This window comes from Bacillus sp. PK6-026, assembly GCF_054161455.1.
Genome location: NZ_CP096418.1, coordinates 1,353,439 through 1,373,111, shown reverse-complemented (window position 1 = coordinate 1,373,111; position 19,673 = coordinate 1,353,439). Strand labels below are relative to the sequence as shown.

Genomic DNA, 19,673 nt, shown 5'->3' with positions numbered 1-19,673 from the left:
ATCACCACTCCTTTAAAAGCGCTTACTTTTGAAATAACCGGGAAACTCATTTATGAGCATCTGTTTATCAACGATGACCAGCTGCAAATGCTCTTCGGCAATTTTCTTAGCTTTCGCCTTCTGTTTTGTTCGAATCGCTTCTGTTAATGCCCCGTGCTGCTGATGAATGGTATTCCAGTTAAAATCGGCGGCAAGCCTTAATAAACGGATTCTTTGGAAGGGAACGTTCATCTGCTGAATCGCAGCCCAAACATTCGCTTTTCCGCAGCCTTCAAAAATCGCCTGATGAAAAGCTTCATCCAATTCAAACAAACTTTCATAGTTTTTCTGTGCAATCGATAATTCCTGCATCTTCACATTCTGCTCCAACTTAAACATAGCTTCCTCCGGAAAGTCTTCACACGCCAGTTCAGCCACAGCCTTTTCCAGGTTTTCCCGCATAAACCTCGCTTCCTCCACCAGATCAAGATCAATTAGCGATACGCGGGTTCCTTTCTGCGGATAGACTTCGAGAAGCCCTTCTCTCGACAGCTGCAAAAAAGCCTCTCTGACCGGAGTGCGGCTGACTTCATACCGTTCTGAAATCTCTTTTTCCGATATCAGCTCACCCGGCACAAGCCGAAACTTCATGATTTCTTCCTTCAGCATCTGATAGATTTGGTCTCTGACAGACCGCGGGTTTAACTGTTTCATTGTCATGACTCTCACCTCCTCTCTGCCATACTACCATACAAGTATGGTTGTGAATATATATTTTTGAAAATTTTAAAAATATAAAGGAACTTTAAAAGTTCCTTTATTTCAAGAGAGCAAGGATTTTCGCTTTTGTCTTCGGTCCGTATATTCCGTCCGCCCCCAAACCGTACATCAACTGAAAACGTTTCACCGCGTTTGCCGTCTTCACTCCGTAGTATCCGTCGATCCCGTGGTTTTTGGCCCCTTTATCAGGGTAATAATAAAGAGCCGCAAGGGCTGTCTGAATTTGTGTGACGGCCGTTCCTTTCATCAGCGGGCTTTTCACCTTATAAATGCCGGCGGGAAGAGTCCATGTCTTGCTCTTACCGCCCGCTGACGCTTCAGCGGCTGTGAGGGCTTTTTCAGTTGCCGGGCCGTAAATGCCATCGGCTTTAATTCCCGCTTTCTTTTGTAAAGAAGCAACCGCTTGCACCGTCTCGTTTCCGTAGCTTCCGTCCGCCCCGTATTTGGGCAGCGAAAAACCGGCCGCGATCAAGCGCGTTTGCAGCTTTTTCACATGAGCGCCTGACATTCCTTTTTTGAGTATAATGCCCGACGATGAGCTTGTTTTGCTGGTGGAGGCAGCCGACACGGATACGGTTTTCGTTCCCAAAAGGGCGTCTACTCTTTTACGGAAAGCTGACAATTGGCCGGCATCTTTCACCCACGGGGTTGGACAGCTTTTGTTGGTGACATCGTAATGGCGGACAATCCGATCTGTGGACAAACCGTATGTCTTGCACAAATCCGCTACAAGCTCCGCCGCATTGCGAATCGTCTCCTCATGGATGGTACCGTCTTTTTCCACGCACATTTCGACCCCGAGCGCCATGGTATTGGCATTCGGCTTCAGGAAGCTGACATAGCAGCGGTTTTGATCATGCGCATGATAAGCGACTTCCTGATCGGGAATAACATGCTGTGCCTCATGGCGGTCGACAAAATAGTGAGCCGAGGCATAACGCTTGTCAATAATGCAAGTGCCATTGAAATAATTGCGCTCATTTAAAGCGGAAGCCCCGGGCGTCGCCGTCCAATGCATGACAATTCCATTGACTGCCGCAAGCTTCAGCCCGGGACGGGTGTATTGATTGACTTTTACAAAGTTCTTGATGACTTTGACCAAACTTCATCATTCCTTTTCACATTCAATTCAGAAAGCCGCCTCAAAGACGGCTTCATTTCGTTAAACCTTTTTTCTGTAAAACCTCTTGTTGCATTTTCCCTTTGCTCGTCACATAGTTGTTCTTATACCAGGCAACCAGTGATGCAACGATCGTAAAAGCCGCAGACCCTGCCGAATACAGGGCATCCGCCAATGTATGAATCTGATCTTCGGCGACCGGTAAAACCGGCTTTCCAAACATGATCAACGTCTGATTGACCAGCGCAATAAAAAGAAGCACCGTCCTGACGACCGTGCCTTTGTCAATATGTTTCATCATCTTGTCCTCCCTTATCTCTGCAATAAATTATAAAAAACAGCGATCGCTCCGCCGATGATGCCGGTGCTGACCGCTGTAATGATCGCGCCTGTGATGCTGCGCTTGATCCAAGTTGTATTCTCTTCGATTTTGTTCAGCTTTTCGTTAATCGAGATGATTTGCTGATCGTGGCGGTCTGATGTTCGTTCGAGTGTGCTGACGCGCTGTTCGAGTGATTTTTGATCAGCTTTCATTTCCTGAACTTCTTTTTGGAAGATATCCAGTTCTGGTGCTTCCAGCATTTTAATTCCCTCTCTCATATTGTTTAAATGATTTTTTAAAAATCTATGTGGCTTTAAAACTAAATCCAAAACTGATATATTCATTTGGATTTACTGTATTCGAGCAGTTTTCGATCACGACATTACCATCAACACTCACCTGTAAGCGATGATACTGCGGAGTATTGGACATGCCCAGTTGAGATGCTACACCTACAAATTGAAAGGCGCCTGACGGCCGATAACCTTTCGGCAACACGAATGCAGGAATATTAAAACCAATCTTTCCTTTTGCAATTGCACCTTCTACAAATACCGTGCCGGTTGCATCTTTTGTATAACGGGCTTTCGTGCTATCCGCATAGTTAACCCATTCATTTAAAAGCGTTGGAAAGTGCCAAGTTAAGTTCGTCAGCTTTGCCTCAAGACTCTCAACGGAGACTAATTCTGTCCACTCAGTCCAGTTGCCACCGGATATTGTTTTCCGATAGGTTCTGTTTGCATTGTCAAACGCGATCACTTGACCATAGTTACCTAAAGCGTTGCAAGTCCAAATTCCTCGAACGGCCGCGCCTGGTCCGTTTGATGCTCCTGAAGCTGCCGTAAAATGTACCAGCCCGGTATAATGTGGGAGAACCGTTTGAAAGTCATCTTCAGCGCTTATATATACCTTTGCTTGTCCATCGTCCCCGGTAATATTAAAAATCTGGCTTCCGTTCCATTTATCTCTTTCATCCTCAGTAACATGCCGTGTTTGATCGTTATGATGCAAGTCAAATTCATCTTTTGTAGCCTGCCTTTTATTGATCACTTCCCCCAGACCGACCTGGGTTTTTGTTACACCATGCGGGTTATCCTTTTTCGAAGTGTGCCTGTCTGTATAGGCAGTTGAACGTTGTTCAGCTTCGGCGGCAAACTGTGCAATCGACTCATCATTTGTATTCAGCTGATCGATAACCTGATTAAACAAATCAGCGTGGGCTTTGTCCGTCGTCCGAAAAGGCTTCGGTTTTTGGATATCCAATTTATATTGCCCCCCCTCTTTGAAAAAGTAATCTATTGATTTTACTGTGCAGCCCTGAACTTAAATCCGAAAGTAATAAACTCGTTTGGATTTACGGTATTTGAACTGGATTGAATGCATACCCTTCCGTCAGTATCGATCAGTGTGCGGTGATATTGGGGTGTTGACCCCGTACCTACACTTGATGCAACACCAACAAAGTGCATCATTTGAATTGGACGGAACCCCTCAGGCAGCGTAAACGCAGGAACATCAAAACCAATCGTCCCGCCCGTTATTGATCCGATGATTTCGACTTCACCAAGAACATTTTTACAAAACCGGACTTTGTGTGACCCATACTGTTTCCATCCATTTGTCAACGTTGGGGTCTGCCAAGCAACGTTTGAGTCATCATCTGTCACTACTCTCTTCCATCCTCGGAACAGACCGTCTGTATGAACCATCCCAAACCACATGATCGAGTGATAGCTTGCAGTCACAACAATTGTTTTCCTTCCCGATTCCCCTTCGAAAACATCATAATTAAACCAGCCTGTATTACTGGGGTTTGGCACATTAATGAGCGAACTGTTGACGCCGTAATAAAATCCCGTGGGCAACGCAAGCACATCTGTTCCGGCATCCAATTTTAAGCGTTTTCCGTTATCATTTGTCATTTTATATAGTTGTGCATTGTTCCATTTTTCCCGCTCATCTTCATTCACATGGAGATTTGTATTTCGTTCATGAGCATCAACCTTGGCTTGCGCACCATTAGTCGTTTCATGGGTCTGCCATGGCGTCCACGTTGTTGAATCGGATTTTCTAAATCTAAAATACGACTGTTTCCCTTCGTACGATTCATAGGCAGCCTGAACTAAAGTATTGCCGAAGCTCATGACAAGCAAAAATATCCGATTTGATGAAGGTGGTGAGTTGATTCCTTCATTATAGATGAGATACATGCCTGTCTCTGTTAAAGTGTTAAAATCTGTTGTTTCTGAACTGCCTCTGTAAAAGATTTTTCCATTATTTTCGGTTAATTTATATAACTGGCCTGCGCTCCATTTTTCCCGTTCTTTGTCAGTGATGTGAATCGAATGGTCGCTGGCATGTGCATCAGTATACGTTTTAGCCTTTTCTTCAGCTTCCTCAGCCCGCTTTGCAATCCGTTCATCGTTCACATTCAGCTGATCTATCGCTTCGTTAAACAAATCGGCATGGGCACGGTCTGTCGTTTCAAAGCGTCTCGGTTTTTGGATGTCCACCTTGTTTCAGCTCCTTTAATAAATGTCGTCGATTTCGAAGACGAACTCGATGTCGCCGTCTTTTTGCTTGTCTGTCATCGTTCTGACCGCTGTGAATTTTCCGGCTTCATCGACAAGGGCAAGCTCGTTGATCGTCTCTCCTGCCAGTTCGCTTTCTCCCAAAGTGCATGTATAGCGGACTTTCGCCGGTTCCATGAAGACAAAGCCGTCGATTTCCTTTTGCAAGAGTTCGTTTTTCAGCGCCTGTTCGTTGCCCTGTAAAGCAACGGGTTCACCTTTATCGTTTGTACCTCCGTTTCCGAAAGCCATTTTTGTGATTTTGGTGAGCTTGCCCCCCTCAGCCCGTGCTTTTGCCATTTGCTGTCTCGCATAAAGCGTTGTCACTGTTAATTGTTGTGCCATTTTGATTTCTCCTTTACAATGCGATTTTTTGCGCCGCTGCTGCCAGCTGCTTCGTTCCGTTGAGCAAAAATGCGCCGTTTAACGTCCACCACTTCTCCCTCATTTCTAGCGCGCCTGCTTGCTTAAATTCATGCTCGCATTTGCAGCTGATTTTGAAGGACTGGATGTGTTTGTTTTGATTGGTAATGCCGGTTTTCATGCCTGCTTTTGTTTGCTGTTTCCGCCGGTTTTCAGCGGTCGCCTTTATCGTCAAGCTCGAGGCGGACCGGATGTATTGCCGCTTCTTGTGGCGCAGTGTGAGCTGCTGTTTAAACCTGCGGGGCAGACCGTCGATTTCTCGAAAACCGTTCAAGTAGAATGAATCATCAAGCAGATACTGTCCGTCCAAATAAACCGGTATCGTACCGAAAAATCCGTTTTTGCTTCTTAAAACAAGTCTGTTATGAATGCTTTTCGGCGGCCGATATTCATAATGAAACCCGCCCCGGAATGTATAAGCCAAATGGGCGGGCTTCATATGATTGACGGTTTGAATGATCGAAGGTATAAACTGCAGATCCTCACCGTTTACGCTCAGCAAAAAATGATACCGTCCGGCCGTCAGTCTGACGGATGCGGACGGCTGTTTTAAAAAGGCATTGACCGCGCGCTCGATCGAGCGCGCAGTAATCGGCGGAATATTGGACATCTTGGTTAACAGTCGTGCCCTTCGAATATTAACGCCGTCTGAAGCCTCGCGTCTGACATTCAAAATCTTTTCCCACCTGTCCAGCCCCCATGTGGCCGTCGTGACGAAAAGCTGGTCTGTTATATCGAAAATCTCTTGATTTTGCTTCTCAAATTCTGGCGCCTCGGCCGCTAAAATGTCTTGGATCTCCCGGATTTCCGTCAAGTATGGCGGCAGATGAAAAGCCATTTCATCAATCTTGCTCAATGATGGTCACCTGCCCCAGCTTTGGAATTTCCGTTTCTGTCAACTGCAGATTTTTCGCTTCCCCGTTGATGAAGACTTCCGAATAGTCACTGACAGAGGACGATTCATAGATCATGTTGTTGATCTGCGAGAGACGGATGACGCTTTCTTTAAAGGCCATTTCTTTAAACAACGCTGTGATTTTTTCTACAATTTCCTGTTTGGCTTCATCGATCGTCCGGCCTGATTCAGGAATGATTTTTGCAGATATGCTGACGTCTTTCCAGACCGCACTTTCAACCGCAGTATAAGCTCCGATCGGCGCCATACCTTCCCCTTTTCCCGGATCGGGATCGATATATTGCTTGACTCTTTCGATTAATGCATCAGAGGCAGGTTCCATTTTCGCGTTTGTAATGACAACCTTTACGGTTCCCTCGCCATTCCACAGCGGAAAGACCTTCGCTTTGCCCACGCCGTCCACTTCTTCGGCCCATTGTATGTAATGCATCTGATTCGCGCTGACCGCTTCGCGGCGGACGCGGATCAAATACCTTTCATACAGCGATTCATCCGTCTCCTCATCACGGCCGGGAATTTCAAGACTTCCCATAACCGCCTTTTCAAGCCCTGGAATGGTATCGAGCGGAAGTAAAGGCCGCCCCGACAGATTGGCGTTTCCTTTTGTCCCGGCCGTTTCACATTCAAGCTTGCCGTCTTCGAGCATGGTAAAATATAAGTCTTCCAGAAAGAAGCGGGTTCCGGTGGGAACTGATACTCCATCCGTAAAGGCTGCTGACCAAATAGCTTTGGACGCTTGATAGCGCTCAAGACCGGCCTCAGCCGCCCTTCTGTCCAAATATTCGCCCTCAGCCGTATCCGCATAAACCAAATTCAGCACTTGATCAAGCCAAATATAAGAAAGCGCCAGCTCGGCAGCTGCCGGGGCAAGCGCATTCCAAATAACGCTGTTTTCACGCTTGTCAATCTCATCCGAAACCCGCTCAAGCATGCGTTCCATAATCTCTTCAAATGTCTGGTTTTCAAACATCTTCCCCTATCACCTCCTCGATTTCCAATGTCCCTTCATCGGTTTCAACCGAAAAAGACACATGGAAGGCATCACCTTGACGCTCAATCTCGAAATCGGTTACCGCAGAAATTCGGTCGTCATATATGAGGGCTTCCTCGATCAGTCTCGGTATCTCCATTTCTTTATAAGCGTCGGTCGTTTCATGATCTGAAAGAACCTCCTGCAGTTCATTTCCGATATTATGGCTGTAAACGGCATATGTGTAGCGCTCAGTTCTCAGCGCCATGTAAACCATTTGTTCCATCGCTGCGAGTCCTGAAATCATATCACCCGTCATCCTGCCTGTTTCAAAATCAATTTTGTACGTTTTTGAAGTCTCAATCACTTCGCTGTCATCCTCGATATCTTCAAAAGATACTTCCGGTGAAAGAGCCATCCGAGCCACCTCCTACTCCTACACTCTGTCTATCACGAAAAACGACTGCCCTCCAGGCATGGCGGCAATCATCACGTGGTCGCCGGCATGCAATTGGCTGTAAAAGCGAATCGTTTTGTCTTCTCCGTCAATCCGGATCTGTTCCGTATGTTCTGTCAAATGCCTGGCGACCACCAGTAAGTCGGAGGGGATCACCAATTTATCATGATTGCGGAGCTTCAGCTTGAGCGGAGAAGCGGACACGACTTCAGCCGGCATGACATCGACAGGCGATTCAGCGTTTACGGCTCCTAGAGCAAGCTCTTTTATCACATCGCTTAATTTCATGAAGTCGCTCCTTCAGGTATTGTATTTTTCGCGACGACATCAATCGTCATCACATGCTTTGTCCCTGCAAAATCGTGTTTATCTTTATCAACCCAATAGGTTTCTTTAATACCCGCTTCCGGAATCGATATATAAACCGGCAGTCCGCTTTGGACTTCCGGTATACCGAGCGCCTGTACGCTTTTCAGCTCTTTTTTGACGCCTTTCTTTTCAGCCTGTATCTTCTTCGCCCGGTCGCGCAGCTGCGCCTCGTTAATATCATCCGAAACCGTTTCTGTGTACTGGAGAATGCCGTATCTTTTCATACCGGCTTCATCACTGGCTGATGCAGTATAGGTTTTGTTATCTTTCTGCTTTCTCAGCTTCACCCGGGTTGCCGTTTCATCGATTGACGTACTGTAAGCGTAGTCCGTAATGTTCACACCTGTTTCCAAAACCCAGATATCCTCCGGCTCGGGCCATGCTCTTAAACACAGCTTTCCCTTTTCGGCATACAGCTGATAGTTTTTTCCGGTTTGCTTTTTTGTTTCCCGCAGCGCTTTTAAGATGATGTCATACAGGCTCGTATTGTCTTTAAAGACGAGTGATTTAATCGTATGTCCGGTGCTTGTGATCGCGCCTTTGGGAATTTGAAAATCGTTCGCAATTCGTTTGACAATGTCAGCGGCTGTTTTGTTCGAGAATACATAGACATCCTGGTTTTTCACCAAGTACTGAAGCATGTCGTACGCTTTAAACGTAAGCGTATATTCTTTCGGCACCCTGCTGAACACAATTCCGCGAAACAGTTCTTTTCCTTTCCATTTAAATAAAACGGTATCGCCTTCCTGCACGCTGTAATATTTATGGCTTCCCTGCTTGATCACAATCGACGCTTCGATCGAACGAGGCGCCTGGTACCTTTCTCCTTCCAATGTGACGCTTTCGGTGACAAGTTCATACCATTCGCTTTCTTTTATGACAAATAATTCGATCATCGCTATCCCCTGCTTTTGATTTAACAGAAAAACGCCGGTTCACCCGGCGCATCGTTTTATGGTATTTTCAGCTTTTGCCCCGGAAAAATCCAGTGCCCCGGCTGTTTGATGTTTCGCTTGCTTCGTTTGATCATCGCCTGTTTGTTCGCGTTCCAAATTTTCCGCCATTCCTGGCTGTTTCCGTAAAAACGGCCTGCGATGTGCCAGAGCGTATCGCCTTTTTTGACGGTGTACATTTTTGGAGCCGGTTTGGACGGCCGTTTTTTCTTCGTTTTCTTTTTTTGCTTGATCTTCCGAGGTGATGCTGTTTGATACTCTTTTAATGTGAGATCAAAATCCCGGTCACCGATATCCTTTTCACCCTCACGATGCGAAAAGTTTTCGATGCTGCATGTGAAATTGATCTTCGTGCCCGTGACGAGAAATTGAACCGTTTTTTTTGCTTTCATCCACTTCTCGATTTTGAGAATCGCGTTCTCCGGCGAAAGAAACCCTTTATATTCCGCAAGCGGAGAATACTTTTTCGGAAAATGAGACGAAAATGAAATCGTCTTTGCTCCCGGTTCATTGATAAATGTAACCTCGCCGAACTTTGACACCTTTACAGACTCGTTCGCAAGATTATTGCTGACGTCAAGCTGCTCGGGAAGCACAGGGAGGCGCAGCTTTTCCTTTCCTTGCGTCAGCCAAAATTCGTACACGGATTTAGTCATAAGCTACGCTTCCTTTCGTCCCAATATGAATATCCCGTTCAAGCTCATCGACAAGAGCGCGCTTGATTTTCGCAATCAATGTTTCCTGGTCGCGCTCACTGTGATAATGATTGTCGCCGGTAATATAGATGTTGACTTCTTTGGCGCCGTTTCCAGCCGGCTGCCGGGATCGGGCCCCGCCTGCGGTGGCTGCAGCCGCCTGACCGCTTGAAATGGAACCGTATCCTTCAGCGGGGTTATGCACTTCCATTCCGAGCGCGCCTGCAGCCCGTTGAAGCAAATATCTGCCGCGGATGCCGCGTTCTTCGGGAATGATCCATTCGCGCTTGCCGCCTTCACCCACGCGGGCGATCTGCTCGCTGGTGATCAGGCCGCCGTTGGCATAGCCTTTATAAGCTCCACCTCTTGCCATGCTTTTAATCCCCGGCGTGTTAAATGGCGACCCGTATCGCGATTTGATGTAATTGATGGCCGCTACCGCGTTGTGAACAGGATTGAAAATATCATTCATTCCTTTTCCTTTGTACGCATTAAACGTTTGGCCGATCGTCTGCATCAAACCTCTGCTCGGGTCTCCCCGCTTGGCGTTAATGTCCCAGCCGTTAGAGGCGCGCGGATTTCCGCCGGATTCCTTTTGAGCAATGACAGAAAGCGGCTGCAGCCACGACGCCGGTGAACCGGTAGCCATGATCGCCTGCATCAGCCACGACTTTACATTTCCGCCGACGGCGCCGATTCCGGAAAACGCAGCAGCCAGTGAGCCCGCTTGTTTTTCCGCAAAACTTTTGACATCGACAGAACTTAAACCTTTGACAATCCCGACCGACGCAAAACGCCCGAGATTCATCATGACCCGGGACGGAGAATGAATATCCAGCTCTTCGCGGAACGCTTTTTCCACTTTTTTCGCTAAGTTTTTTGCAGCTTGAGAAACTTCGCTGCCTTTTCCATTCATGCCGCTGATAAAGTGTCCGACCATGCCTGATCCCCAGCCTGCAGCCGACTGTTTCGAATCAAGGAACGGCTTGTTGATATTTCTATCAACATACTGCGATGTCCCGGTCGGTGTTGCATTTTGCCCGGAAGCGAAGTTTTTGACTGTATTTGCGCCCCAGGAAGATGACGTCTTCACCGTTGTTTGATAAGGCGTATTTACTTTTGCTTGAAGAAAACCACCCGTTCCGGTCGCGGTAGCATTTTGCCCGGAAGCGAACCCGGCGACCGCCTGTTTTCCGTAATTAGACGATTCTGCCGGCAGGCTGCTAAACGGCTTGCTGATGTTTTTTTGCTTCCATTGATCAAGGGAAGGAGCGTTTGAGCCAATCCCTTTGTCAAAGCCGCCGGTGAATTCCCGACCGAAAGCCTGCGCCTCTGCCGTTATATTCCCGACGCCGACAGCAGGCGACACAGAAGCCGAATATGAAGCGGTGCTTGAAACCGGAGAAGAAGCTCCCCCGTCTCCCGCCGCGGCCCCCATGTCGTCAACAACGCGCATGCCGAGCTTAGTCGCGGCCTGGGCAAGCAGCATCTTCCCGCGTCCCCGGTTGTTTTCCGTCGGGATGACAAATTCGTTTCCGGCTTCACCGATCCAGGAGATGGTCGGTTTTGTGATGTAGCCGCCTGTTGCATTTTTATCAGGATTATCTCCTGTCATGAAGTTGATGACAGCATCAATACCGCCGCCAACCTTATCCCATATTTTGCCTACCCATCCAAATGCTTTCTCAAAACCGTCGCTGATCAATCCGGCAATCTTTACAATTGGCTTTTGAATATTTTTCTCAAACCAGCCGGCGACACCTTCCCAAATGTCTGTTACCGTTTTTTTGGCCGCTTGGAATTTTTCTCCAATGGCTTCTTTTACGGTTGAAAACGTATTTTTTATCGGATTCCAAACCGTATTCATAAACCATGTGGAAACCGCGCCCCAAACTCTTTTGATCATGTTCCAAGTAAATTGAAAACGATTCCAAATTCCAGTTGCCACTTCAATGACTTTTGAAACTACGGGATTCCAAACGTTTTCCGCAAACCAGCCGGCGACCGCCGTGAATGTCTCTTGTATCATCGTCCAGGCCGTTGTCAGCTGATTCCAGATCCCTGTCGCTACTTCAATGACTTTGCCGACAACCGGATCCCAGACATTCTCTGCGAACCAGCTGGCGACAACCATGAATGTTTCCTGAATCATCGTCCAGGCTGTTGTCAGCTGATTCCAGATCCCTGTCGCTACTTCGATCACCTTGCCGACAACCGGATTCCAGACATTTTCCGCAAACCAGCCCGCAACTGTCATGAATGTTTCCTGAATCATCGTCCAAGCTGTTGTCAGCTGATTCCAAATCCCTGTCGCTACTTCAACAACCTTTCCGACAATCGGATTCCAAACGTTATCTGTAAACCATCCTGCTATCATCGACCAGTTTTCTTGAACGGCTCCGAGTGCCTCAGCCGATTTATCTTTTATCGTATTCCACGCTTTCACGACACCGCCATTGTCATCGAACATCTTCCCGAAATATTCACCAATGCTTGAGCCGCCCAAGCTTCCGACCATACCTCCAATGGCACCGCCGATTGCCGTTCCCCCCACAGGGAGAATCGCTGTGCCAATTGCAGCTCCTGCTGCTGCGCCAGCTAAACCGCCGCCAATTCCTCCGCCTGCCGAACCGACTTTTTCACCTGCGTTTTCTTTGTTCATATCCATTAACTCAGTCGCTGATAAAAGCGCTCCAGCATATGGGAGGGCTTTGCCTCCAACTTTCCCCACTTTTCGAAGACCTTTCATAAACTTGCCGCCGGATCTGTTTCTTCCCGATCCTGTTTCTCCATTAGTAGTGGTTTCTTCACTTCCTGGCCTGCTGCTTGTTGCAGGTTCATTGATTATAGAACCTCCGCCTCCCCCACAGCAGCAACAACCGCCTCCACTTTCTTCACCTTTAAACAGCTTACCGAGGATGGCATCAAATGATTTGTCCCAAATCTTCTCCGGCAGCCCCTTCACCCAGTCAACAAATTTTTCTTTACCCCACTTTAGAATTTTAGTCCATACGGCCTCAGCTTTCCCATCCGAATCTTTGCTGTCTTCTTTTTGTTCCGTTTTTACAATTGCGTCAATTTTAAGGATACGTTTGGCCTCGATGCTGTTAAGCTTTTTTTGCAAGGCATTCATTTTCGCGGTGGCCTGGTCGTTAATCGTAAGGGTGGCTTGATATTCCCTTGCTAAATGATTATTCAAATAGGAGGAAATCCTGCTGGCTGTCTGGGTGATTTTATCAATGACATAGAGCGTTGCAGAGTATCCTTTTTGCAATACACCCTTCATGTAGCCGGAAATTTTTTGAACAGCCGGGGTGACTCGGTCGTTAACGGCTGCAGTTAAGAAGTATTCAGCTGATGACAAATCAGACATGATGCTTCTGATCTTTTGAATGCCCGGTGTTGCCTGATCATTTATTACAATTGAAAATTGATAATTGCCAGGCAGCTTTTGCTTAAGCTGATTTGAAATATTGTCAATCGTTTTGCCGGCTTTATCAACTGCTGAAATTTCAAGCTGCCATGATTTCAAGTTGGCTTTTAAGAAAACATTAAGTTTTTTCAATGTTTTCTCTGCTGTTTTCGTTTTTATTTTCATTGCGAACGGGCGGCTGAGTTTTTTTCGTCTTTTTTCCAGGTCTTTAAACCCCTTCTGAATCCTTCGCAGCTTCTTAGATACCCGGTCTTCAAGGTCAAAACGTGCCGTCAGTTTTGCCATGGGTTATGTACCTCCTTTCCTCGCTTCTTTTTCCAAGATTTGAAGTTTGTAGCTGATGAGTCCGTATAAAAACGCCTTAAACGGTTTTGGGGCTTCGTACAGCTCCCGGAGCTGGGATGGAGAATAGTGAAGTTCGTGCATCGCAAAATAGAGATACACCGCTTCTTTATTCCCATCCTGGATTAGTTTTTTGCTTCTTCTTCCAGATCTTCAAGATCGTCTTCAAAGCCGTTGATTTCAATCGCTTTGTTGAGCCAGTTCGCATATTCCCCTCCGACTGACAGAACGCGTTTGGCTACTTCGACCGGGTCGGCCGTTTGATAGGCTTCTCTTAATTCCTTTGAACGGAAATCAGGATAGATCGTCGATTCAATGGCGATTCGGGCGTAAAAGCGCTGGGTGTCGAGATCCTTGACGCGGCCCCTGCCTTTGATGTTTTTATAAGTCGTATTTTCTTTTTCAAGCTCGTCAATGCGCTCGGTTGTAATCGGCTTAAACACAAACGGAATGACATTGCCCTTTTTATCGACGAACCGCTTTGAGATCGGCACTTTGATTTCCTCGGCTTCAACGGTTTGTCCCGGCATAAAAAAGGATAAATCATATACTTTTTCTTCTTGTTTTTCGCTCATGTCTGCTTGCTCCTTTAACATTCAATTTTTAAATTGGCAATGAAAAAGCACCCTCGGCTTGGCGAGAGTGCTTGGTGTTATATGTCCTGACTACTGAATCGGCTTCCTTCTTTAAGACCAGCCTTTGCGATCTAGGTTTAAAAAGCGGGATACGGGGCTCTTTTTTAAAACGTATCTTTCAGTTTTTCAGGAACGTCAAAATCTTCAAATGTGAACGGCACTTCTTCTTCCAGCGCTTCTGAGTCGACGTCAAGGCCTGCGATTTTGGCTGAGTCAAAATTCACGTCATACAGTGTGACACGTTCCGTTCCGCGGCCTGATGACTGGTCGTCAAGGACGGCCTGGAGCGTGAAATACGGATCATCGCCTTTTTTCACATAGTTCATCATTAATGTGACAAATTGAGACGTGACTTTATAAAATGTCGCCGTTCCCGTGCCGTTTGCACCTGTTGTCTTGTGGCCCGTCATGCGGCGGCCCATAATATTGACTTCGGCTTTATTCTTTTCGACGTTTGCCTCAAATGTTTTGATATGAGCCATCTCTTGTCCGTCGAGAAAAAGACGGCCTTCTTTTCCGGAAATCGTGTTTTGCGCTTTTAATGCCATATTATTTTACCTCCACATTAAAGTAGAATTTTTCTGCTGCATCAACCGGCTGAACGGCCAAATCGATTAAAAACCCGTCGCGGTCTTCATTCAGTGTAATGGCAATATCGCTTTCAGAATCAAAGCCGGTAATGCCGCCGGCTTCCTGAAGCGCCGTCATATACTGAATGATCAGCGTTTTGACGTACTGCAAACCATCGTCGGACGCAGGAATGTCGCTGCCGCTTGCTTTTCGCGCTTTGATTAAAGCCTTTAATTCGCGGGTCAAATCATTGTTAACTCCGTCAAGGACGCGGATGATTTTATTTTTCGAGAATTTTTTGTTTTTGTCGGCAGTGAAACTCGTTAAAGAGTTGATGTCTTTTTCGACACTGACCGATTGATCGCGTGCATCAAACGTAAATAAAAACTCGCCTTTTTTCAGACGTTCGATGACCTGATCTTCATCCAGACGGTTCAGAACATCAACTGCTCCTTCGTATTCGACAAATGTCAGCGACTGGTTAAAAGTCGCGCCTGCGCTTGCTCCGGCGACCCATGCTGTCGCTTTTTCAGGCGTGATTTCTGTGCCGTCTTCCAGCACAACGCCTCCCGTTACATTAATGATGCCTTCATCGTCTCCGGCATAATCGGCGACTACGCCTTGGACTTTCTGCCCCTGCTTGTCGCGAAGGCGTTTGATGAAAGCGGCAAAAGTGGCTTTCAGCTGTTCATTGTCTGCAACCGGAAGTGCGATCGTATTGAAGTATTCCGTTTCGGCAGCATCTAAAAACTCGGTGTAATCGGCAACACTTGCCGATCCGTTCTCTCCGCCTGAAAGCTTTGTGCCCGCTGTCAGCTCAAGCGTGCCTTCCCCTTGAAACGTGACGTACGCATTTACGGTAAGCTCTTCTGCCGTTTTGACGGTTTGCCGGTCAGCCTCATCTGTTCCGACAAAGGTTGTGACATCAAACTTTTTAGAATCGAGCACATTTTCGGAAATGCGGATTGAAATGTCGTTCCCTTTCTCGCCCCCGTATTTTGCCTTTACACTCAGCGTTTCGCCGATTTGGGCTTTCGCCGGCGCTCCTGTGTTCAGACGGTACAGCAAAACGGTCTGTGCGTTTTTCTTCGCTTCGCGGAAAAGCAGAAGAGACGGATCATCGATGTTCAATCCCACTTTTTTATTTAAATCTTCAATGCTGGAAATCGATACGAATGATTTCGGCTCCCCCCAGCTCATGACGACAGGAAGGGCAACTGTGCCGCGGTCCCCGACGGAAACCCGCTCCTCTGCTGTCGTTTTAAAATTAAAATAAATGCCGGCACGATCTTTTTCTTTGCCTGGTGTAAATGTTCCGCCGTTCATTAATTCATGACCTCCTTGGCTAAAAATGTTTGAATAAGCTGACTTGCCTCAAGCTTTGAAATCTGCTCTTCTTTCACATGAAAAAGAGCACCGTCGAGAACTTCCGGTTTAATGCCGAAAAGCTCTTTCGCGTGCTCCCTCAGATCCTCGATGTAGAACAGCGCTTCTCGTTCCTCAAGAGGCGCCTTTTTTGCTTCGGTCTTTGTTTTTTTGCTGACTGTCAATTATTTCACCCCGTTTGTAAAATCGATTGTTTCTAGAGAAAGTTCGTTTTCCCGTTTGTACCAGTAGCGGCTGTTCCATTGAATAATAATGGACGCGGTGCCGGAATCCCCTATCCTCGTCTCGATCCGGCTGATCCTCAAGCTATCTCCTGTGTCTTTACCCAACCGGTCAATGAGCGGGATGATGTGCCGCGCTTCCCTTACGGTGTCTGCAATGCGCTCGGCATGATCGTGGGCCTGCTGTGAATCATGGTGAAACAGTTTCACATTCAGGGTGAAGACTTTTTTAAATGTTGAAACCGTATCATTTTCATCAAAAACAGAAGGGGGAGGAAAATATAGCGACGGTATTTGAAAATGGTCGGGTATTTCCTTTTCATAACAGACGACAGGAAAGACTTGATAAAAAAAATTCATAACAGATCCCGTTTCGTCGTTCAAAGCTTCACCTCCTTAAAGGGAATTCAGCCATGTTTGCAGCCTTTCATTCAGGCGTTTTTCAAATAAACGCTCAAATATGTAAAGCGCATGCTCCCAATAGCCTGTTCCCTTTACCCATTGCCGTTTTAAAGCCATGCCGGACGAAGAACCGGGATCGTATTGAAATCGGCCGCTGTGCCATTGTCCCGGAATCCACCTGACTTCCTCTTTTCCGCCTGTCCAATGGCCGTCATTTACGAATGAGGCGTACTCTAACTCCGTCCCGACTTCAAGCGTGAGTCCGCCTTTTTCGATTTCCCATATGTTCCCTTCAGCCCCTCGCTTGAAAGAGCGCATAAGGCTGCCGGTATCAATCGATCCGGCGCGTACGATTTCGTCGCGGACCAGATCTAAAAAATCGGTTCCCGCCTGTTCAAGCCACTTGGCAGCTTCAGTTCGAAAGCCGCTCTGCCCCGCTTTTTCCAGCGTCCGCGATAGCTGTTTCAATCCTTTAATTTTCATAGTTTTTCATCCCTGACCGCTAAGACTTCCAGGTGATGGCCTTTGATTTTGCGCGGCTGCTGGATCGTGTAGCTGACACCGTTCCAGACCGCAAGATCGTGAAGGCGCACATCTGCATCCGCCGGAAAATGGGCCAAATATGAATGATAAATGACCTGTTCGGGATCTTGCTGGACGATCGACTGATTTTTTTCCGTAAAATAGCAGGGAACGTTTTGAAGATCGGGTGTTTCCCCGTATGTGCGAATCGGCTGCAGGTTTGGCGCGGGAATGCCGTACCTTGCTTCCTCTGCATGATCTTCCTTTAAATGATAGATATCGCAACGGTCGCTTAATAGACTTTTGTAGCTCATAGCGGCCGCACCTTGAATCGGACAGATTCATAATCAAGAATAAATTCTTCGAGCAGTTTATAGACGTCGGGCTTCGCCAGGCCACCGCTTCTTGAGAGCGTATAGGAGTAGTCACCCAATTTCTCAGATTTGTAGCCTTTCAAAAGCGATTCATCACCGTTTTTCAATGCAAAGTACTGTGCCAGCTGCAGCAAAGCGAGCCTTGCCTTTTCCGGCAGCGGATCATATTTTTCATCTGTAAAACGATGCCCCGTGATCTGCTCGGCTTCCGCTTCGGCTTCAAGGATATCCTGCCGCAGCAATTCCTGCGGCCGGTTTTTCACGGCTTCAATAACGGAATATTGAATGATATCGTCGGGCGTGATCAGCATGTTCATCACATCCTTCCAGAGCTTTTAGCTGTTGTCCGGGGCGCTTTCGCTTGTGCTCGGACTCGTTTCCCGCCGATTGGCGATGCTTTCAGTGAAAACGTTCGGACTCAGGCATTTACTCTTTTACATTGACGATTTTTGCAACCGCGTCTTCTTCTTCGAATTTGCTGTCCAGTTTTGCCGTCAGGACAATGATAAATTTGCGCGCGCGAATGTCTTTATCGACTTCAATTCTGATATTGCGCGAGAAACCGAGAATAATATTTTTCGGATGCGTCAAAATAATGTCTGATGCTTCGGCGGCTGCATCTCCTTCTCCGTACGCATACGGCTGAATATTTGAGACCCCTTTAACAGGCACGCCAAAAGCGGTTGAAAGCCCGCCCTGTACAGCCGCATCCCCGAGAGTGGTTTGACGGTCTGCGACGCGGTCTTTCCATTCGATCTCCTGACCGAGCGATGTGTAGAATCTGAATTCCTGCGGAACGCGCATATATTTTGCCGGAACAGCTTTCAGTCCCTGTTTGAAAAGCTGTCGGCTGATTTGCTCCCCGCCTGCATCGACGATGTGAGAGACGGACTGCTTCCGGATTCCGTCAAGTTGAGCAAGGTATGGATCTGAAGACGCAACATCACCGTTGACGATCAGTTCTTCAATATCCACAGCGGCCCGTTCCGCCAGCATTTGCATCAGCGTCTGTTGAAGGCCGTCTTTTTCAATGTTATTTTCGAGCGTGTCATAAGTAATGTTGACTTCGGCAATGACTTCTTTCGCATTCAGTTCAACCGTGCTGGTCACCGGTGCGGTTAATTGGTCCTTCGCCAATGCTTTACCTTCATCAGCCGCTCTTAAAATCCGCTGGCCAAAACCGATTTTTTCAAATTTTTGCGAGTCGTTTTCCATTTGAATCACACGTGATTCGCTGAAAATTGTCGGCGTGTTTTGCACCATGCGAATAAATGCAGAAGCCTGCGCCGGATTCATTAATCCTCCGCTTTTCAACGTCGCAAGCGACATCTCGGCTTTACGAATAATCTCTTGATTTCTCATGTTCTTCCTCCTCCAAATTAAAGCAATCCGCTCCAAATCGATTTTTTAACTTCTTCTTCTCCTTCTTTTTCAGCCGCTGCCTGCTTTGAGGCACCTCTCATCTTTTCGAGTGCTTCGATGCGCGCAATCAGAGGGGCGAGCATGTCCTCGACGATTTCCTTCACATGTGCATCCTGGTCTGTCTGCTGCTCTTTTTCGTCCGCCGCTTTATCCCCTTCCAAATCGTCAAGACGTTTGAGAAGCGGAGCCAAGACGGCTTCAATCGTTCCTTGAACTTCTGATCGTTTCATCTTTTTTTCTTCCTCTCCCGTTTTTTGTTTGTCGCCGGCAAAAAACTGCTTAAACAGCTGAAAGAAACTGCCGGTCTCATCGGTTTTAGAGCCGGCGCGGGGCGGGTGTTCGACCGTTTCGGCAGTGCCCGCCATGCTGTAGCCGGTGATGCTTCCTTTTTTAATCTGTTCCCAGATCTCATCGCCGGCTTTTGTCACCAGCACCCAAGAGCCTTTCACAATCGTTTCGCCGTTCACTTCAAAATCAGCCGGCGCAACATAGGACTCCACGACTTCTCCGACGCCTCCCTGGAAATTGTGATCCTTGTCGATCTTCCGGGCATTTTTCAGAAAACCGTGGGCGGCTTTTTGGATTTCGTCAGCCGACATAAAATCGCCGTGGGCATCCTGAATGTCCGGCTCGTAGACCACGCCGTAGACGAGCTTCTTTTCATCCTCGGCTTTCGCAATCAGCTTGACTTCCTTTTCAAATGTCGGCGATTCACTCGATTTCGTCATAAAGAATTTCTTTTTGTTCGCCGCTTTGTCGACATAACTGACGAAATTGATCTTGGCATTTTTAAGCTCTCTCGGCACGAAGTG

25 protein-coding genes are annotated in these 19,673 nt (G+C 47.2%); all 25 read right to left on the bottom strand.

The genetic code is table 11. The features are described 5' to 3' along the window. Positions 1-12 precede the first annotated feature (12 nt). The 25 genes from M1D59_RS07000 to M1D59_RS06880 all read right to left on the bottom strand — a co-directional run bounded on the left by M1D59_RS07000 (position 13) and on the right by M1D59_RS06880 (position 19,667). Positions 13-699: a GntR family transcriptional regulator gene (locus tag M1D59_RS07000; protein WP_023856728.1), complete on the bottom strand. Its 687-nt coding sequence runs from the start codon at positions 697-699 to the stop codon at positions 13-15. 97 nt (positions 700-796) lie between these two features. Continuing rightward, positions 797-1,861, bottom strand: a complete 1,065-nt coding sequence (locus M1D59_RS06995; RefSeq protein ID WP_035338923.1) for a peptidoglycan recognition protein family protein — start codon at positions 1,859-1,861, stop codon at positions 797-799. A gap of 52 nt (positions 1,862-1,913) precedes the next feature. After that, positions 1,914-2,177: a phage holin gene (locus M1D59_RS06990; protein WP_026579849.1), complete on the bottom strand. Its 264-nt coding sequence runs from the start codon at positions 2,175-2,177 to the stop codon at positions 1,914-1,916. A gap of 14 nt (positions 2,178-2,191) precedes the next feature. After that, the gene (locus M1D59_RS06985; RefSeq protein WP_035338928.1) at positions 2,192-2,461 is read right to left on the bottom strand and encodes a hemolysin XhlA family protein; all 270 of its coding nucleotides are present in this window, start codon (positions 2,459-2,461) and stop codon (positions 2,192-2,194) included. A 43-nt stretch (positions 2,462-2,504) separates the two neighbouring features. Further along, positions 2,505-3,464, bottom strand: a complete 960-nt coding sequence (locus M1D59_RS06980; RefSeq protein ID WP_035338931.1) for a hypothetical protein — start codon at positions 3,462-3,464, stop codon at positions 2,505-2,507. A gap of 41 nt (positions 3,465-3,505) precedes the next feature. After that, the gene (locus tag M1D59_RS06975) at positions 3,506-4,714 is read right to left on the bottom strand and encodes a pyocin knob domain-containing protein (RefSeq protein WP_035338933.1); all 1,209 of its coding nucleotides are present in this window, start codon (positions 4,712-4,714) and stop codon (positions 3,506-3,508) included. A gap of 15 nt (positions 4,715-4,729) precedes the next feature. Then, a complete protein-coding gene (locus M1D59_RS06970) occupies positions 4,730-5,116 on the bottom strand; it encodes a phage tail-collar fiber domain-containing protein (RefSeq protein ID WP_020451034.1) in 387 nt (128 codons plus the stop codon). Between the two features lie 13 nt (positions 5,117-5,129). After that, positions 5,130-6,050, bottom strand: a complete 921-nt coding sequence (locus M1D59_RS06965; protein WP_256163643.1) for a YmfQ family protein — start codon at positions 6,048-6,050, stop codon at positions 5,130-5,132. Further along, positions 6,037-7,080: a baseplate J/gp47 family protein gene (locus tag M1D59_RS06960; RefSeq protein ID WP_458117901.1), complete on the bottom strand. Its 1,044-nt coding sequence runs from the start codon at positions 7,078-7,080 to the stop codon at positions 6,037-6,039. Before M1D59_RS06960 ends, M1D59_RS06965 begins: the two co-directional genes overlap by 14 nt. After that, positions 7,073-7,498 (bottom strand): DUF2634 domain-containing protein, encoded by a 426-nt coding sequence (locus tag M1D59_RS06955; RefSeq protein ID WP_026579855.1) that lies wholly within the window; start codon positions 7,496-7,498, stop codon positions 7,073-7,075. Before M1D59_RS06955 ends, M1D59_RS06960 begins: the two co-directional genes overlap by 8 nt. Positions 7,499-7,516: 18 nt before the next feature. After that, positions 7,517-7,825, bottom strand: a complete 309-nt coding sequence (locus M1D59_RS06950; protein ID WP_026579856.1) for a DUF2577 domain-containing protein — start codon at positions 7,823-7,825, stop codon at positions 7,517-7,519. Further along, positions 7,822-8,802 (bottom strand): XkdQ/YqbQ family protein, encoded by a 981-nt coding sequence (locus M1D59_RS06945; RefSeq protein ID WP_106070984.1) that lies wholly within the window; start codon positions 8,800-8,802, stop codon positions 7,822-7,824. The genes M1D59_RS06950 and M1D59_RS06945 overlap by 4 nt, the downstream gene beginning before the upstream one ends. Before the next feature lie 56 nt (positions 8,803-8,858). Further along, on the bottom strand, positions 8,859-9,515 hold the full coding sequence (locus M1D59_RS06940; RefSeq protein ID WP_026579858.1) for a LysM peptidoglycan-binding domain-containing protein: 657 nt from the start codon (positions 9,513-9,515) through the stop codon (positions 8,859-8,861). Then, the gene (locus M1D59_RS06935) at positions 9,508-13,272 is read right to left on the bottom strand and encodes a transglycosylase SLT domain-containing protein (RefSeq protein ID WP_458117900.1); all 3,765 of its coding nucleotides are present in this window, start codon (positions 13,270-13,272) and stop codon (positions 9,508-9,510) included. Before M1D59_RS06935 ends, M1D59_RS06940 begins: the two co-directional genes overlap by 8 nt. A 3-nt stretch (positions 13,273-13,275) precedes the next feature. Further along, on the bottom strand, positions 13,276-13,413 hold the full coding sequence (locus M1D59_RS06930; protein ID WP_095290311.1) for a hypothetical protein: 138 nt from the start codon (positions 13,411-13,413) through the stop codon (positions 13,276-13,278). A 41-nt stretch (positions 13,414-13,454) separates the two neighbouring features. Further along, a complete protein-coding gene (locus M1D59_RS06925) occupies positions 13,455-13,904 on the bottom strand; it encodes a phage tail assembly chaperone (protein ID WP_023856720.1) in 450 nt (149 codons plus the stop codon). Positions 13,905-14,068: 164 nt separating this feature from the next. Next, positions 14,069-14,512 carry a phage tail tube protein gene (locus M1D59_RS06920; RefSeq protein WP_003180830.1) on the bottom strand — a complete coding sequence of 148 codons (444 nt, stop codon included), beginning with the start codon at positions 14,510-14,512 and terminating at the stop codon, positions 14,069-14,071. Between the two features lies 1 nt (position 14,513). After that, positions 14,514-15,860, bottom strand: a complete 1,347-nt coding sequence (locus tag M1D59_RS06915) for a phage tail sheath family protein (RefSeq protein WP_458117899.1) — start codon at positions 15,858-15,860, stop codon at positions 14,514-14,516. Then, complete coding sequence (locus tag M1D59_RS06910; protein ID WP_020451022.1) at positions 15,860-16,084, bottom strand: hypothetical protein; 225 nt, start codon at positions 16,082-16,084, stop codon at positions 15,860-15,862. Before M1D59_RS06910 ends, M1D59_RS06915 begins: the two co-directional genes overlap by 1 nt. Continuing rightward, the gene (locus M1D59_RS06905; RefSeq protein ID WP_224145962.1) at positions 16,085-16,525 is read right to left on the bottom strand and encodes a phage portal protein; all 441 of its coding nucleotides are present in this window, start codon (positions 16,523-16,525) and stop codon (positions 16,085-16,087) included. A 12-nt stretch (positions 16,526-16,537) separates the two neighbouring features. Continuing rightward, positions 16,538-17,026, bottom strand: a complete 489-nt coding sequence (locus tag M1D59_RS06900; protein WP_224145961.1) for an HK97 gp10 family phage protein — start codon at positions 17,024-17,026, stop codon at positions 16,538-16,540. Further along, on the bottom strand, positions 17,023-17,379 hold the full coding sequence (locus M1D59_RS06895; protein WP_224145960.1) for a YqbH/XkdH family protein: 357 nt from the start codon (positions 17,377-17,379) through the stop codon (positions 17,023-17,025). The genes M1D59_RS06900 and M1D59_RS06895 overlap by 4 nt, the downstream gene beginning before the upstream one ends. Beyond that, positions 17,376-17,750: a protein YqbG gene (gene yqbG, locus M1D59_RS06890; RefSeq protein WP_023856716.1), complete on the bottom strand. Its 375-nt coding sequence runs from the start codon at positions 17,748-17,750 to the stop codon at positions 17,376-17,378. Before yqbG ends, M1D59_RS06895 begins: the two co-directional genes overlap by 4 nt. Before the next feature lie 115 nt (positions 17,751-17,865). Then, positions 17,866-18,801, bottom strand: coding sequence for a phage major capsid family protein (locus M1D59_RS06885; protein ID WP_020451017.1), 936 nt, complete (start codon positions 18,799-18,801; stop codon positions 17,866-17,868). Positions 18,802-18,818: 17 nt separating this feature from the next. Further along, the gene (locus tag M1D59_RS06880) at positions 18,819-19,667 is read right to left on the bottom strand and encodes an XkdF-like putative serine protease domain-containing protein (protein ID WP_020451016.1); all 849 of its coding nucleotides are present in this window, start codon (positions 19,665-19,667) and stop codon (positions 18,819-18,821) included. Between the last annotated feature and the right edge of the window lie 6 nt (positions 19,668-19,673).

Excerpts from the sequence above, each read along its gene's own strand:
- M1D59_RS06925 (WP_023856720.1), bottom strand. The coding sequence starts at position 13,904 with ATGAGCGAAAAACAAGAAGAAAAAGTATATGATTTATCCTTTTTTATG.
- M1D59_RS06950 (WP_026579856.1), bottom strand. The coding sequence starts at position 7,825 with ATGAAATTAAGCGATGTGATAAAAGAGCTTGCTCTAGGAGCCGTAAAC.
- M1D59_RS06985 (WP_035338928.1), bottom strand. The coding sequence starts at position 2,461 with ATGCTGGAAGCACCAGAACTGGATATCTTCCAAAAAGAAGTTCAGGAA.
- M1D59_RS07000 (WP_023856728.1), bottom strand. The coding sequence starts at position 699 with ATGACAATGAAACAGTTAAACCCGCGGTCTGTCAGAGACCAAATCTAT.
- M1D59_RS06895 (WP_224145960.1), bottom strand. The coding sequence starts at position 17,379 with ATGAGCTACAAAAGTCTATTAAGCGACCGTTGCGATATCTATCATTTA.
- M1D59_RS06935 (WP_458117900.1), bottom strand. The coding sequence starts at position 13,272 with ATGGCAAAACTGACGGCACGTTTTGACCTTGAAGACCGGGTATCTAAG.
- M1D59_RS06990 (WP_026579849.1), bottom strand. The coding sequence starts at position 2,177 with ATGAAACATATTGACAAAGGCACGGTCGTCAGGACGGTGCTTCTTTTT.
- M1D59_RS06930 (WP_095290311.1), bottom strand. The coding sequence starts at position 13,413 with ATGCACGAACTTCACTATTCTCCATCCCAGCTCCGGGAGCTGTACGAA.
- M1D59_RS06940 (WP_026579858.1), bottom strand. The coding sequence starts at position 9,515 with ATGACTAAATCCGTGTACGAATTTTGGCTGACGCAAGGAAAGGAAAAG.
- M1D59_RS06945 (WP_106070984.1), bottom strand. The coding sequence starts at position 8,802 with ATGATCGAATTATTTGTCATAAAAGAAAGCGAATGGTATGAACTTGTC.
- M1D59_RS06970 (WP_020451034.1), bottom strand. The coding sequence starts at position 5,116 with ATGGCACAACAATTAACAGTGACAACGCTTTATGCGAGACAGCAAATG.
- M1D59_RS06920 (WP_003180830.1), bottom strand. The coding sequence starts at position 14,512 with ATGGCATTAAAAGCGCAAAACACGATTTCCGGAAAAGAAGGCCGTCTT.
- M1D59_RS06960 (WP_458117901.1), bottom strand. The coding sequence starts at position 7,080 with ATGTTTGAAAACCAGACATTTGAAGAGATTATGGAACGCATGCTTGAG.
- M1D59_RS06915 (WP_458117899.1), bottom strand. The coding sequence starts at position 15,860 with ATGAACGGCGGAACATTTACACCAGGCAAAGAAAAAGATCGTGCCGGC.
- M1D59_RS06885 (WP_020451017.1), bottom strand. The coding sequence starts at position 18,801 with ATGAGAAATCAAGAGATTATTCGTAAAGCCGAGATGTCGCTTGCGACG.
- M1D59_RS06955 (WP_026579855.1), bottom strand. The coding sequence starts at position 7,498 with ATGGCTCTTTCACCGGAAGTATCTTTTGAAGATATCGAGGATGACAGC.
- yqbG (WP_023856716.1), bottom strand. The coding sequence starts at position 17,750 with ATGCTGATCACGCCCGACGATATCATTCAATATTCCGTTATTGAAGCC.
- M1D59_RS06900 (WP_224145961.1), bottom strand. The coding sequence starts at position 17,026 with ATGAAAATTAAAGGATTGAAACAGCTATCGCGGACGCTGGAAAAAGCG.